Annotated in this window: 12 protein-coding genes and 1 pseudogene; all 13 read right to left on the reverse strand. The window is 36.2% G+C overall.

Features of this window, described 5'->3' with window-relative positions; all coding sequences use genetic code 11:
* Window positions 1-141: 141 nt before the first annotated feature.
* Window positions 142-3,060, reverse strand: a pseudogene (locus QQZ16_RS10360) (PolC-type DNA polymerase III); the annotation flags it as partial.
* Window positions 3,061-3,216: 156 nt separating this feature from the next.
* Window positions 3,217-4,923 (reverse strand): proline--tRNA ligase, encoded by a 1,707-nt coding sequence (locus tag QQZ16_RS10365; protein ID WP_284561327.1) that lies wholly within the window; start codon window positions 4,921-4,923, stop codon window positions 3,217-3,219.
* Window positions 4,924-5,043: 120 nt separating this feature from the next.
* Window positions 5,044-6,309, reverse strand: a complete 1,266-nt coding sequence (rseP, locus tag QQZ16_RS10370; RefSeq protein ID WP_031534548.1) for an RIP metalloprotease RseP — start codon at window positions 6,307-6,309, stop codon at window positions 5,044-5,046.
* Between the two features lie 15 nt (window positions 6,310-6,324).
* Complete coding sequence (gene dxr, locus QQZ16_RS10375) at window positions 6,325-7,467, reverse strand: 1-deoxy-D-xylulose-5-phosphate reductoisomerase (RefSeq protein ID WP_284561328.1); 1,143 nt, start codon at window positions 7,465-7,467, stop codon at window positions 6,325-6,327.
* A gap of 38 nt (window positions 7,468-7,505) precedes the next feature.
* The gene (locus QQZ16_RS10380; protein ID WP_031534546.1) at window positions 7,506-8,288 is read right to left on the reverse strand and encodes a phosphatidate cytidylyltransferase; all 783 of its coding nucleotides are present in this window, start codon (window positions 8,286-8,288) and stop codon (window positions 7,506-7,508) included.
* 17 nt (window positions 8,289-8,305) lie between these two features.
* Window positions 8,306-9,082, reverse strand: a complete 777-nt coding sequence (locus QQZ16_RS10385; protein ID WP_031534544.1) for an isoprenyl transferase — start codon at window positions 9,080-9,082, stop codon at window positions 8,306-8,308.
* A gap of 711 nt (window positions 9,083-9,793) precedes the next feature.
* Window positions 9,794-10,351 carry a ribosome recycling factor gene (frr, locus tag QQZ16_RS10390; protein ID WP_031534542.1) on the reverse strand — a complete coding sequence of 186 codons (558 nt, stop codon included), beginning with the start codon at window positions 10,349-10,351 and terminating at the stop codon, window positions 9,794-9,796.
* The gene (gene pyrH / locus QQZ16_RS10395; RefSeq protein ID WP_031534539.1) at window positions 10,344-11,078 is read right to left on the reverse strand and encodes a UMP kinase; all 735 of its coding nucleotides are present in this window, start codon (window positions 11,076-11,078) and stop codon (window positions 10,344-10,346) included. The genes frr and pyrH overlap by 8 nt, the downstream gene beginning before the upstream one ends.
* Before the next feature lie 93 nt (window positions 11,079-11,171).
* Window positions 11,172-12,056 carry a translation elongation factor Ts gene (gene tsf, locus QQZ16_RS10400; protein ID WP_031534538.1) on the reverse strand — a complete coding sequence of 295 codons (885 nt, stop codon included), beginning with the start codon at window positions 12,054-12,056 and terminating at the stop codon, window positions 11,172-11,174.
* A 197-nt stretch (window positions 12,057-12,253) separates the two neighbouring features.
* On the reverse strand, window positions 12,254-12,955 hold the full coding sequence (rpsB, locus tag QQZ16_RS10405) for a 30S ribosomal protein S2 (RefSeq protein ID WP_031534537.1): 702 nt from the start codon (window positions 12,953-12,955) through the stop codon (window positions 12,254-12,256).
* A gap of 150 nt (window positions 12,956-13,105) precedes the next feature.
* Window positions 13,106-13,669 carry a hypothetical protein gene (locus QQZ16_RS10410; RefSeq protein WP_031534535.1) on the reverse strand — a complete coding sequence of 188 codons (564 nt, stop codon included), beginning with the start codon at window positions 13,667-13,669 and terminating at the stop codon, window positions 13,106-13,108.
* Window positions 13,670-13,678: 9 nt separating this feature from the next.
* Window positions 13,679-13,987 (reverse strand): hypothetical protein, encoded by a 309-nt coding sequence (locus QQZ16_RS10415; protein ID WP_031534533.1) that lies wholly within the window; start codon window positions 13,985-13,987, stop codon window positions 13,679-13,681.
* Window positions 13,988-14,005: 18 nt separating this feature from the next.
* A complete protein-coding gene (locus QQZ16_RS10420) occupies window positions 14,006-14,770 on the reverse strand; it encodes a FliA/WhiG family RNA polymerase sigma factor (protein WP_284561329.1) in 765 nt (254 codons plus the stop codon).
* Window positions 14,771-15,428 lie beyond the last annotated feature (658 nt).

A 15,428-nucleotide genomic window follows, 5' to 3' on the forward strand; every position in this document is an offset into this window, starting at 1 on the left:
TTAACTATTTACATTATTTCCTTCGCTTGCCGCAGATTCAGTGAGTGTGTTTCAAGGCGTTACCCTATCATTCCACACTTTGAGTTAACAGTTCTCCTAGCAAAAGCTAGTGACCAATCTTTTCAATTGATAACGTGGCGCACTCAAATCAATATCAGGTACCTTATCCCCTTTAAATCCAAGGAAAGTTTCAAACGGAATATCATGACCATCTTTCTTCAACCGCGCCCCACAGTTAGGACAATTTTTATCCGGCAAGTCAAATCCAGAACCAACAGAACCATCGTTAAAGAACTCCGAATATTTACATTCTGCGCAAATATAATGAGGAGGAAGTGGGTTTACCTCGGTTATTTCTGTCATCGTGGCGACAAAAGAAGAACCAACAGATCCACGGGAACCTACTAAATATCCATCATCTAATGATTTTTTCACGAGTTTATGAGAAATCAAATAAATAACGGCAAATCCATGACCAATAATACTCTTCAGTTCTTTTTCCAAACGGGCTTCTACGATTTCAGGAAGTTCATCCCCATAAATCCGTCTTGCCATTCCATAGCTCATTTCCCGCATTTCTTCTTCAGAGCCTTCAATTTTTGGTGTATAAAGATCATCCTTGATTGGTTTAATGACATCAATCATATCAGCGATTTTATTTGTATTTGTGACGACTATTTCCTTTGCCTTTTCTTTGCCGAGGAAGGTGAAACAGTCTAACATTTCATTCGTTGTTCTAAAATGTACATCTGGAAGCTTATGGCGATTCAGTGGATTCGCTCCACCTTGTGATCCAACCAAAATTTCTCGATAAATCTTATCATTTGGATTTTGATAATGAACATTTCCCGTTGCGACAACAGGTATGTCTAATTTATCGCCTAGCTTTACGATATTACCGATTATTTCTTCTAATGCTTTTTCATCTTGCACTAGCTCCATTTCGATTAAATGAGCATAAACCTCTTTTGGCATTACCTCTAAATAATCATAAAATGGGGCAATATCTTCTACTTCTTCAGGAGCCTTTTGCATCATCGCTTCAAAGACTTCCCCTTTATCGCAGGCTGAGCCTACTAGCAAACCTTCTCTATATTTTTCCAACACAGATCTCGGAATACGGGGAACACGATAGAAGTAATTAATATGGGCAATTGATACGAGCTTAAATAGATTTTTTAAGCCAACCTCGGTTTGTGCAAGGACGGTACAGTGATAAGGACGAGCTCTTTGGTATGCATTTCCCTGCCCCATATTATCATTTAATTGATTATGATTAAGAATTCCCTTTTCAGAAGCATCCTTCAGCATTTTCAACGCAAGATACCCCGTCGCCTCTGCATCATATATCGCGCGGTGATGCTGGGTTAATTCAATATCAAATTTCTTCGCTAATGTATTCAACCGGTGATTTTTCATTTCCGGATATAAGAATCTACCTAATTCCAATGTATCAATGACCGCATTTGTCGATTTTGGCAATCCCGCTTTCTGGTAACCGACATTTAAAAACCCAACGTCAAACGAAGCATTATGGGCAACCAAAATACTATCGCCTGTCCACTCTGCAAACTTACGTAAGACAATATCAATTTCAGGTGCACTTTCTACCATATCATCAGTAATACCGGTTAAATTTATCGTTGTCGCAGAAAGGCGATGATGCGGATTTGCAAATGACTCAAATCGATCAATGATTTCCCCATTATGAATCTTCACTGCTGCAAGCTCAATAATCGTGTTATATACGGCTGAAAGTCCTGTTGTCTCAACGTCAAATACCACATACGTGGCATCATCTAGCACGATATCCTTTGGATTATAGGCAATCGGTACACCATCGTCCACTAGATTCATCTCTACTCCGTAAAGAATTTTGACATCGTTTTTCTTTCCAGCTCCAAACGCTTCTGGGAATGATTGCGCAACAGCGTGGTCTGTGATAGCTATCGCTTTGTGCCCCCATTTTTTCGCTTGCCCAACAAGTGTAGCAACAGATGAAACTGCATCCATTTGACTCATTGGAGTATGAAGATGCAATTCTACTCTCTTTTCATCCTCTTTTGCTGTATCTTTCCGTTCAACAGCCTTTATTTCATTTAAATCATTTCCAATCATCACTAAATCACGAACGAAGGTATCATTTTGAATACTTCCACGTGCTCTGAGCCACATACCCTTTTTGACTAATTGGAAAAGTGCTGCATCTTCTTTATCACGAGAGAACATTTTTACGAGAATAGAACTTGTGTAATCTGTAATTTTAAAGGTTAGAAGTGTCCGTCCACTACGAAGCTCTTTTGTTTCAGCAAAAAAGACATAGCCTTGGACCGTCACACGTCTTTCTTCATCCACTATCTCTTCCATACGGCGATAGTCACTATCATCCTTAATCGTTAATCCAATTGTTAATGGACCACTAGGTATTGGAGAATCGCCGGCTTCTTTTTCAGCTTCCATCTTCTGAATGTCTAATAATGCTTGCTTTCCTCTTTCCTCGTCCTCTTTTTGCTTCGCTAGTAAAAATTGTTCATACTCTGAATTCGATTTTTCCTGTACAATTTCTGTATCTAAACTCATTGCAGGAAAACCAAAATATTGATAGGCATCGGTAATCAAGTTAGCATATTTTCGTTTAATCGCTAAACCTTCCATTTCATTTCTCACTTGAATGGTTAGCTTATTTCCATTAAATTGAGGCACTTGCTCATTTAATAATTTTAAAAGCGGGGGAGAGATTCCTTGCATTTCCTCTATACATGCAGACCAATAGTCACGAATTAATACATCTGTGACGATTCCATTTCTTACTCGAATATCATACGTAATAGTAGCAATATGAGAAAAGCTACTTCTTAACTTTGCAGTAAATAATTGATAGACTTGAAATGGAATGATATCGTCAAACAAAAAATGAAAATGCCATTTCTTGGATCGCTTTTCGACAACAATTTTTTCAATGCTGGCGTTGCGAAAATGGGAAATATATTGATCGTCTGTGAATTGCAATTGCTGCAACAAAATCTGGAAACGATCTACTTTCCCCTGTATATCACTCATTTATGTCGCTCCTTCCAATCTTACTAAATTCTATAAAAATAATTATAGCACAGAAAATCTGTTCTTCTACTTAATGCAGTTTAGCATACAATCGAATACACAAAAAGAAAAAGATTTAGCCAATTGCTAAATCTTTTTCTTTTTATCTTTTTTCAATTATCCTTCTACTTGTGTTAAGCGAAGAATGGTAGCTGCAAGCTCGCTTTCATGAACTTCTAGCATTTCTCCTGTACTTCTCACTTTCACTTCTACGATTCCTTCAGATGCTTTTTTCCCAACTGTTATTCGAATTGGTAAACCAATTAAATCAGAGTCAGCAAATTTCACACCAGCACGCTCAGCGCGGTCATCGACTAATACATCAATACGATTTGCTTTTAATGATGCATATAATTTATCTGTTAATTCATTTTGTGCTTCGTCTTTTGTATTGACAGTGATTAAATGAACATCGAATGGAGCTATAGTATTTGGCCATACAATTCCTCTGTCATCATTAAATTGCTCTACAATTGCTGCCATCGTTCTAGATACACCAATTCCATAGCAGCCCATAATAAGGGCCTGGCTTCTGCCATTTTCATCTAAATATGTTGCACCCATTGCTTCGCTATATCGAGTACCAAGCTTAAAGACATGTCCTACTTCAATCCCTTTTGCAAAAGTAATTGTGCCTTTTCCGTCTGGTGAAAGGTCCCCTTCTTGAATGAAACGGATGTCTGCATATTGATCAACCGCAAAATCACGTTCAGGATTCACATTCACATAGTGGAAATGCTCTTCATTTGCCCCACAAACACCATTAACAATTGCTTTCACAGCATGATCGGCAATTACTTCTACATCTTTTACATTAATTGGACCTAATGAACCAATCTTGCTTCCTAAAACAGCTTCCGTATCTGCATGATCTGCTAATTCTACACTATTTGCTTCTAATAAGTTTTTCACTTTTATATCATTTACTTCATGGTCTCCACGAACTAATACTAGAACAAACTTTTCATCTACTTTAAATAAAAGAGATTTTATGCATTTATCTGCTGCTACATTTAAGAAAGAAGAAACTTCTTCAATTGATTTCTGCTCTTTCGTTTCTACTTTTTCTAGTTCCTTTGCAGGCTCTTCCGCTTTTTCATAAGTGTTAACAACAGGCGCCATTTCAATATTTGCAGCATAATTGGATTCTGTTGAATATGCAATAGTATCTTCTCCTACATCAGATAATACCATGAATTCATGGGTATCCTTCCCGCCCATTGCACCACTGTCTGCGATAACTGCACGATAATTTAAGCCGCAACGCTCGAAAATATTGCAATATGCTTTGAAAATCGCATCATAAACTTCCCCTAAGCTTTCATGGGAAGAATGGAAGCTGTATGCATCCTTCATAATAAACTCTCTGCCGCGCAAGATTCCAAAACGTGGTCTTTTCTCATCTCTGAATTTCGTTTGGATTTGATAAAGGGTAAGCGGCAGACGTTTATACGATTTTACTTCGTCACGAACTAAGCTTGTGATGACTTCTTCATGGGTTGCACCTAATGCAAATTCACGACTATTGCGGTCTTTAAGACGCATCAATTCTGGTCCATAAGTAAACCATCTGCCTGATTCCTGCCATAATTCGGCTTGTTGCAAGGCAGGCATCAAAAGTTCTACTCCTCCTGCAGCATCCATTTCTTCGCGAATAATTTGTTCAATTTTCTTTATTACTTTATTTGCTAGTGGCAAATAGGAATAGATACCACTTGCATTTTGTCTAATATATCCTGCTCTTAATAATAACTGATGGCTTTTAATATCAGCATCTGCTGGTACTTCTCTTAATGTTGGTATTAACATTTTACTTTGCTTCATCTATGTTTGCACCTCTAATATTTTTATGTGTTTGTTATTATTGTGAAGAAAGCTATAGATTAGATTGATTTTTTCTCCACAAAACAACATTCCCCTTATAAAAGGGGAATGAAAAGTATCCTACTGTATAAAAAATCGTTGGATATCATTCCAAGTGACAACGATCATCAACAGCATGAGTAAAGCAAATCCAATAAAATGGACCAACCCTTCTTTTTGTCGGTCAATTGGTTTACCGCGAACTGCTTCGATTGCAAAGAATAATAGGCGTCCACCATCCAATGCCGGTAATGGAAGTAGATTCATAATTCCTAAGTTAATGCTTAAGACAGCCGCCCAATTCATTAAGGAATAGACGCCTGATTGAGCAACAGTATCTGTTGATTGATAAATAGCTACAGGACCACCTAATGCATCAATCGAAAATTGGCCTGTTACTAGTTTTCCAACTGCTCCAATAATATCTTTCGTCCATGTATAGGTTTGTGTTGCTCCATATTGAATAGATTTTAATGGGGATTTTTCCATTGGGCTGTATACACCAACAAGCCCAATTGTTTTCCCATCTACTTCTGTTTCCTTCGGTGTAACATCAATCGTCATTTCTTGTCCATTACGATCAATAAGAAATTCTAAATTTTCCCCTGGACTCTTTTGAATGATAGAAACAACTTCTTTCCATGATCCAACCGACTGGCCATCAATACTTATTACATTATCACCTTCGTGTAACCCAGCACTAATTGCCACCCCATCATCTGTTAGCTTACCAAGCTTAGCTTCATTCGAAGGAATCCCTTGTAATAGAGCGATAACGATAAAAATAAGGAAAGCTAGTACAAAGTTCATGGCAGGACCTGCAAAAATAGCAAGCGTTCGTTGTCCTAATGACTTACTTGCAAACTGACGGTCATATGGCGCAATCTGTGTTTCAACACCATTCTCAACGAAGACCGCGTCTTTTTTAATAGGAAAAACAAGCAGTTTTTCCTCCAAGTCATCCTCAACATAGCCTTTAATGAAGAGCTTATGTTCTAAATCAGCATCCTCAACATTAATAACACGTGCATTTGGATACTTCTCTTTATTATTAATAATGATTTTGGTTACTTCTTCCTTTTCATTTAGGATTAAACCGATTCGATGGCCAGGTTTAATATCGACCATTTCTGGATCTTCCCCTGCCATACGGACATAGCCACCAATTGGTAGAAGACGAATCGTATATACGGTTTCTCCTTTTTTTAAGGAAAGAACTTTAGGTCCCATTCCAATTGCAAATTCACGGCATAAAATACCTGCACGCTTAGCTAAAACGAAATGCCCTAATTCGTGAAAAAATACTAACGCACCAAAAATGATGATAAAAGCTATAACTGTATACAAAATTTAACCACCTTTTTATAGAAGTGTGCTTACTCTTTTTCTTGTTTCTAAGTCAACCTCTTGGATCACTTCAAGACTAGGGTTTAGTATATTCTGATGACTATTTAGTGCTTTTTCGATTAAGTCTTCAATTTGCAGAAAGCTAATTTCGTTATTTAAGAACTTTTGAACCGCCACTTCATTTGCTGCATTTAAAACGGTTGGCAATGTGCCGCCTACTTTTCCTGCCTCATAAGCAAAATGAAGACATTTAAATCTCTCCATATCCATTTCTTGAAAATGCAATTTTCCTATTGTAGCCAAATCTAATCGTTTCCCATTCGCAACAGAAAGGCGCTCTGGATAGGAAAGGGCGTATTGGATTGGTATTCGCATATCTGGTGTCCCTAATTGAGCAATCACACTACTATCATGAAATTCTACCATCGAATGGATGATACTTTCTTTATGTAATAATACATCTATTTTCTCATACGGAAGCCCAAATAACCAGTGTGCTTCAATTACTTCCAATCCTTTATTCATCATTGTTGCAGAATCTATCGTAATTTTTGCACCCATTGACCAGTTCGGATGATTCAAAGCATCTTCTACTGTCACTTGTTCTAAATCTGTTCTGCTTAAATCTCGGAAGCTCCCACCCGAGGCTGTAATGATTAGGCGCTCAATATTCTTTTGATTTTCCCCTTGTAAACATTGAAAAATAGCTGAATGCTCACTATCAACTGGTAAAACAGGTACATTATATTTTGCAGCAGCTTCCATCACAATATGCCCTGCTGTTACTAATGTCTCCTTATTTGCGATCGCTATAACCTTTTTTGCTTCGATTGCTTGTAAGGTTGGATGTAGCCCAACACTACCAATTACTGCATTAACTAGTATATCCGCTTTATCAAAGACAGCTACTTCCGTTAGACCTTCCATTCCATAGCTTAAATGAATGGTCGGAAAAATTTGTTTTAATTGCTCATAATCGCTTTTTTCTGAAACGGAAACAAGTGATGGTCTGAATTCTTCGATAATCTTTTTTGTAAGTTCTAAATTTCTTCCTGATGAAAAGGCAACTAATTGAAACATATCAGGATGATTTTTAATAACATCCAACGTTTGTGTTCCAATCGATCCAGTCGCCCCAAGCAAACTAATATACTTCACTACCTCACTCCTACACCCATTATTTCCTACCTTTTATTTTAAATTAAATCAAGAAATCGTTCAAAGATAAAATAAAGCAGTGGCCAGACAAAGATAAGGCTATCAAACCTATCCAGAATCCCACCGTGTCCTGGTAATAATCTACCAGAATCCTTCACATCATAATGGCGCTTTAAAGCTGATTCTGTTAAATCCCCAATTTGTCCAAAAATGGATAAGATAATGGTAGTAAAAGCAAAGCCTATAGACCATTCTATGTAGCCAAACACACTAAATAGAACCCCTACCACTAAAGCACTGATAATCCCTCCAACAAATCCTTCGACTGTTTTATTTGGACTGATTTCTGGCCATAATTTTCGCTTTCCAATAGCTCTGCCTATAAAGTAAGCCCCAGAGTCTGTTGCCCAAATAATAAATAACGAATAAATAAGATACGCTAATTGTGTTTCTCTAATTTCAATAAAGAAATGAAATCCAGTTCCTATGTAAATAACAGCCAATATCGAAAATGCGACATCATCAAATGTAAATTTATTTTTAGAAAAAACCATATACGTTAAATACAATAAAACAGCGATTAATCCTATTTCAACTTTTGTGATATTTAAATAATGGTTAGGTAGTACCATCAACCATACAGTAACTAAAGAAATAATTCCCGGAATAGAAAGAAACGGTATTTTTCTCATCCGAAACATTTCAAATATGCCGATTCCGACTAGTAGAAAAGTGAAAAGTACCAGTGGTAGCTTTCCGATTAAAACGAACGGCAAAAATACGGCTATTGCAATAATTGCTGTAATTATTCTTTGCTTCATCTCTAAACCAACTCTCTTCAGACACCGCCAAAACGGCGTTGTCTGTTTTGAAATTCTTCGATTGCTTCTATTAAATGTTGGCCACTAAAATCTGGCCATAAGACTTCTGTAAAATAAAGTTCCGAATAAGCTATTTGCCATAGCATAAAATTACTTATTCTTATTTCCCCACTTGTACGAATTAATAAATCAGGCTCTATTATCTCTTCTGTCATTAAATAAGAGGCAAACATTTCTTCTGATAAGTTGTCTATCTCTATTTTCCCCGATTGACTATCTTTTACAACACCTTTAACAGCGTCTATGATTTCGGCTCGAGAACCATAATTCAAGGCAAAGTTTAATTGAAGACCAGTATTATGCTTTGTTTGTTCCACAGCACGATTTAAGGCATTAAGTGTAGACTCAGGCAATCCCTCTGTATAGCCAATCGCTGTTACACGAACATTTTTCTCTATTAATTCCGGCAAAAATGTACCAAGAAATTGTTCTGGAAGGGACAGTATATAATCCACTTCCGATTTTGGCCTTTTCCAATTTTCTGTAGAAAAGGCATATAGAGTTAACACTTTAATTCCAAGATCATTTGCGATGGTTGTAATCCGCTTAACGCATTTCATTCCTTCATGATGTCCAGCAATTCTCGGCAATTTTCTTTTTTTCGCCCATCGCCCATTACCATCCATGATAATCGCAACATGCTCTGGAATATTTCGCATTTTTAATGCAGATATGCGGTCTTGGAAATTAGAAGAAATTGGTTTCTTTTTCCATAACCTTATTTTGTTAAACATAAAATAGCTCCTCCAAAATAGATCCCTTTCGTATCTTACTATTAACAGTGATTATATGTATACAGTATATGATTTAAACTGTATCTGTTTATATTCTCTACTAAACAACTAGCTTTAAGATAATCATCATAATAACGATATTGCATAATACAAGGATCGACTTTTCTATTAAATTCTTCGTGTCCATAAACCTATCATATCCCCTAGTAAGATAACACAATAAGTTCCCTTTCTATATTATAGGAAAATAGTCAGCTTAAGCAACTAAGAATTAAAAAACTAGCTAGTTTTGGCTATTTTTGGACAAAAATTAATATTTTGGACAATTTTGATCCTTTTCAAATTGATTTATTTATACGTAATCACTTAACACTATTCTTGCTAGCTGGAGGAAGTTATTCCCTCTCTTATCTGCTTTAAACAACTTACTCTTAAATAGACAAAAAGTAATTTTAGAAAAGAAAGACATGAATTTGATGAAGAAAAAAACCCCCTATATAGTAGAGGGTTTCATCAACATATAAACAAATCTCGTTGATTTCCGCTCCAGACACACTTGCTTTTTTGGAGAGAAATGGGAGGAGCGCCTCCTTGGCTTATAGCTTGCAGGGATTTTTCCACTTCCCTCTCTTCCCGCAGAAGTTTAGTGTCCATTGCTGTAAGAATCAACTAAAGAATTCTCATTAGAATACACCTTAGTACCTTGCAGTGTTATACTTCTAAAATTTCTTTTTCTTTTTCTTTTGTTAACGCATCAACTTTACTAATGAATTCATCCGTTAATTTTTGGATATCTTCATTAAAGCCGCGTAGTGCATCTTCTGTGATTTCGCCGTTTTTTTCTAATTTCTTTAGATCATCATTACCGTCTCGGCGGATATTACGAATAGCAATTTTCGCTTCTTCGGATTCTTTTTTCACGTTCTTTACTAATTCCTTACGACGCTCTTCTGTAAGCATTGGAATAGAAAGACGGATAACACTTCCATCGTTTGAAGGATTTAATCCAATATCAGATTTAAGAATTGCTTTTTCAATATCTCCAAGAATCGTTTTATCATACGGTTGAATTACAAGCAACCTAGCTTCTGGAACACTAATACCAGCAATTTGATTGATTGGTGTTGGTGCACCATAATAATCTACTGTAATTCGATCTAATAAGGAAGCATTAGCTCTACCTGCACGAATACTTGCAAGCTCACGTGAATAGCTTTGAATCGCTTTATTCATTTTTTCCTTTGTATTTGCAATAACTTGTTTAGGCATTATTTTTCCCCCTCACGATTGTTCCAATTGTCTCACCCATTACCGCTCTCTTAATATTGCCGTCTTCCATGATAGAGAACACGATTAACGGAATGTCATTGTCCATACATAATGATGAAGCAGTTGAATCCATTACTGCAAGACCGTCTTTAATCACATCAAAATAAGTAAGTTCTTCAAATTTCGTTGCAGTTTTATCTACTTTCGGATCTGCTGAATATACACCGTCCACATTATTTTTTGCCATTAAAATAACGTCTGCCTCTATTTCAGCAGCTCTTAGGGCAGCTGTTGTATCTGTTGAGAAATAAGGGTTTCCAGTTCCTGCAGCAAAAATCACAACACGTTTCTTCTCAAGATGTCGAATGGCACGTCTTCTAATATAAGGCTCCGCTACCTGTCTCATTTCAATTGAAGATTGTACACGTGTTTCAATGCCCATTTGCTCTAAACTATCTTGAAGTGCCAATGAATTCATAACAGTAGCAAGCATTCCCATATAATCAGCGTTCGCTCGGTCCATTCCCATTTCTTCCCCGATTTTACCGCGCCAAATATTTCCACCGCCAACAACTACAGCCGCTTCTACACCAAGATCTGCAACTTCCTTCACTTGCTGTGCTACGTTTTTGATTACACTTGGATTGATACCAAATCCAGCTTCACCAGCTAATGCTTCACCACTTAATTTCAGAACAACACGTTTATATTTTGGATTACTACTCATGGAAACCTCCGCTATATTTGAAATATCTTGAAAAATAGGGAACACCGTGGTGCCCCCTATGATAACATGAATTAATCAATCATTTATTTATTATTATTTCTTATTTACTTGGTTCATAACTTCTTCAGCGAAGTTATCTTCACGTTTTTCGATTCCTTCTCCCACTTCGTAACGAACGAATTCACGTAAAGTAGCACCTTTAGATTCTACAAATTGACGAACCTTTTGGTCAGGGTTTTTAACAAATGTTTGATCAAGTGCACATACATCTTCAAAATATTTGCTTAAGCGGCCTTCAACCATTTTCTCAACGATTTTAGCTGGTTTTCCTTCGTTAAGCGCTTGTTGTGTTAATACTTCTTTCTCATGTGCCACTTCTTCTTGAGAAACTTGGTCACGAGATACATATTTAGGATTTAATGCAGCAATGTGCATTGCAACATCTTTAGCAGCAGAATCATCAGTAGTTCCTTCTAATACAGTTAGAACACCAATGCGTCCGCCCATGTGAAGATAAGCACCAAATGAATCATTATCTGTTTTTGTTTTGATTTCAAAACGACGTAGAGATAATTTTTCACCGATTTTAGCGATTGCTGCATTGATATGTGATTCAACTGTTGTACCTTCCGTAATGTTTGAAGCATGTGCTTCTTCTACAGTTGCAGGTTTAGTTGCTAATAAATGTGTAGCAAGTTCGTTTACTAAGTTTTGAAAACCTTCGTTTTTCGCAACGAAATCAGTTTCAGAGTTTACTTCAAGAATAACTGCTTCATTACCTTCTACAGCGATATAAGTTGAACCTTCAGCAGCTACACGGTCTGCTTTCTTAGCAGCACTTGCAATACCTTTTTCACGTAAGAAGTCAATCGCTTTATCTAAATCTCCATTCGTTTCAGTAAGTGCTTTTTTACAATCCATCATTCCAGCACCAGTTTTTTCACGTAGTTCTTTTACCATTTGAGCTGTAACAGCCATAGTAATTTGCCTCCTTAAGGTTTATGTATTATTTTTTTTACCATTTTATTTCACTTTTAAGCAGGATGCTTGAAAAAAAGGTGATAAGAGGGATGCTCTTTATCACCTTTTCCACAAGTCCCTAAACAAATACTTATTATCCATTAAGTTCAATCAAATTGATCCTAAACTCATTCGTAACAAGTCATGCGGTTCTATTAAGCAGAAGTTACTTCTTCGCCTTGTTTAGCTTCAAGAATTGCATCTGCCATTTTTGCAGTTAATAATTTAACAGCACGGATTGCATCATCATTCGCAGGAATAACAACATCAATTTCGTCTGGATCACAGTTAGTATCAACAATACCAACGATTGGAATATTTAATTTATGAGCTTCTGCAACTGCAATACGTTCTTTACGTGGATCTACGATGAATAAGCAGTCAGGAATCTTCTTCATATCTTTAATTCCGCCTAGGAATTTTTCTAAACGCTCAAGCTCTTTGTTTAATTGAACTACTTCTTTTTTAGGAAGTACTTCAAAAGTGCCATCTTCAGACATTCTTTCGATATCTTTAAGACGAGCAATACGCTTTTGAATCGTTTCAAAGTTAGTTAAAGTTCCACCTAACCAGCGTTGGTTTACATAGTATTGACCAGAACGGATAGCTTCCTCTTTAACTGAATCTTGTGCTTGCTTTTTCGTACCAACGAAAAGAACTGTACCGCCGTTTCCAGCTAATTCTTTCACATAGTTATAAGCTTCTTCAACCTTTTTAACTGTTTTTTGAAGGTCGATGATGTAAATGCCGTTACGCTCTGTGAAAATATATTTTTTCATTTTTGGGTTCCAACGGCGAGTTTGGTGACCGAAATGTACACCAGCTTCAAGTAATTGTTTCATTGAAATAACTGACATGTTTTTTCCTCCTAATGGTTTTGATTTCCTCCGCTTTTTTCATTTTTAATCAAAACTGTAAATAATACAGCACCAATGATTAAATCCAAAAGCGTGTGTATTAACACCATTTGTTAATATAGCATATGTACTACATACAATCAAGTATATTTACGAATTTTGTCTAAATTTAAGGAGTAGCTCCATTTCTGTCTTCCCTTTATTTAATGTTTTCGCTATTTCCTCAATGCTTTTTCCTTCTGCTTGCATCTCAGAGGCTAATTCAGCAATAGACTTTTCCTTCTTTTCTTTCTCTGGCGGAAGGATTAAGTTCAACAGCTCTTCCATATCTTCCTTCTCTAGTCTATCTTCTTTATTATTTTCTCGTTCAGACGGAGAAGGAGAGGTATTTTTATATACATTTAACATGGCTTTATTCCCTTTCAACTCTTTCGGCTTAAAGTCAACGTTTGTCGCATCATCCATCTCTTTTTCCTCTCGCTTCTCCTGTTGTATTACTTTAGGTTGGAATGAATAAAGCTTTTCGATAAACTGTTCATTATCCTCTTTAATTTCCGATATAAAGGTAGAAATTATTTCTTCCATTTCCTCTATATTCTTTTTCTGTTCTTTTTCTATGTCGACAAACCGGTTTTGTCTAAGATATAAAATGACAATACTAAGTATAGCGATTAAATTTAATGTAATGCTTAAAAAAAGTAAAAAGTTAACCATTTTATCCCTCTATCCACTAAAGTCGATACTTTGTCCCTTATATGGGTGTATCGTGGTATTCTCTATTTCGTTAAACTCCTTCTTTTCTTCACTCCTTGTTTGTTCGTGAAGGTGTTTATCTCCCTTTTTATTAGAATTGACTTTTCCCTTTCCTTCTCCCTTTATGACCGTTATTCTTTTTCTTTCCTCTTCTTTTCCAGCTTCTTTGGCAGCGAAAGAATACATTTGCTGATGTTTCTGATCTTGTTGTTCTTGAAGCTTTCCTGCATCATAAGTTCTTGGTAGAGCAACTTGCATTTCTATTGCCTTCAAACTCATATGCCTTCACCCATTTCATTAGATTACTTTTTCTAAAGAATGCCTTAATTTAAAGATAGCTTTTGAATGTATTTGCGATATTCTTGAAGTGGATAAATTCATTACTTGTCCGATTTCCGTTAACGTTAATTCCTCTTTATAAAACAAACTAATAACAAACTGTTCTTTCTCATTTAGCTCCTGAATTTTTTCTGCCATTTCTTGCACTAATTCATCCTTGATAACTTTTTCTTCTGGAATAATGGTTTTATCATCTCGGATTGAAAAACTTTGTGCCTCTTTCTCCTCCCCCTCATTTAGCTGCTCATCAATAGATAGCACATTGGCAAAAAAGTGTTCATTCATCGTACTATACACTTCTTCAACACTTGTGCCTAATTCATCAGCAACTTCCTGTGCAGTGATATTTCTCATTAATTTTTGTTCCAGTTTTTCAATTGCGGCTTCAATCTTCTTTGACTTTTCCCTTGTCCCCCTTGATAACCAGTCTTCCTTCCGAAGGCCATCAATAATACTTCCTCTAATCCGAAAAGATGCATATGTATCAAACTTTAAGTCTCTATTTGGATCAAATCGTTGTAAAGCATCATATAAACCCATCATCCCGAGGCTCGTTAATTCGTCTCGCGACACACTTTTCGGTAATCCTATGGATATTCTTTGCACATGAAAACTAACTAAAGGCATATACTTCTTTATTAACTGGTTGCCTGCTTCTTGATCTCTCGAACTAATCCACAATTCCCATGCTTGCTTTTCTTCTGTTGTTGACTCATTGGCCATTAAATACCCTCCTCTAAAAAACAGTGAACATTAACATTCGCACTAAATCTTTTCTGTCTATAATCGTAAAGGAGAAAGAGACTTTCATTCTTTCCTTTCCTTTTTCTACAAGAAAACTACATTTATAAAGCCATTCACTAAAATGAACACTCATCAGCAGGCTTTCCCCTTCTCCCACTAATGGTCAGCTGAATCCTCGGACATGTAAGGACGGTTCGTCTCCCTGTTATCTTTTGAATTATAAAAAGCAAGAAGTGAGAGTCTTACTTATGTTTAGGAGTAGGAACGGAGAATAGGTCGTCCCATTTTTTCATTTTCGTGCTTTTTATTTTTATCCTTTACATTCCTATCCATTCAGCAAAAAAATAAGAATTATAATTAAGATACTTCGTCCCTTTTTATGTATATATTTCACTATTGATTTTAGCAGAAGACATGATTTTTTATCTATCCTTTCTAATACCGCTACAAAAAATAGGTATAAAGACTTATTATAAATTTGCTTCAAAAATAAGAAGTTTTCTTTTCGGCCACAATATGTTCACAGAATCTCGATGGGAGCATTCCAGTTAAACTGCTATAGTATTTATTCAATAAAAAAGCAGCAAAAAAAGACTAGCTCTTAACAAAGAATAACCTATAGAATAGGAATTCTTTT

Origin of the sequence: Bacillus sp. T2.9-1 (assembly GCF_950097965.1) — a bacterium.
Lineage (GTDB): Bacteria > Bacillota > Bacilli > Bacillales > Cytobacillaceae > Niallia > Niallia hominis.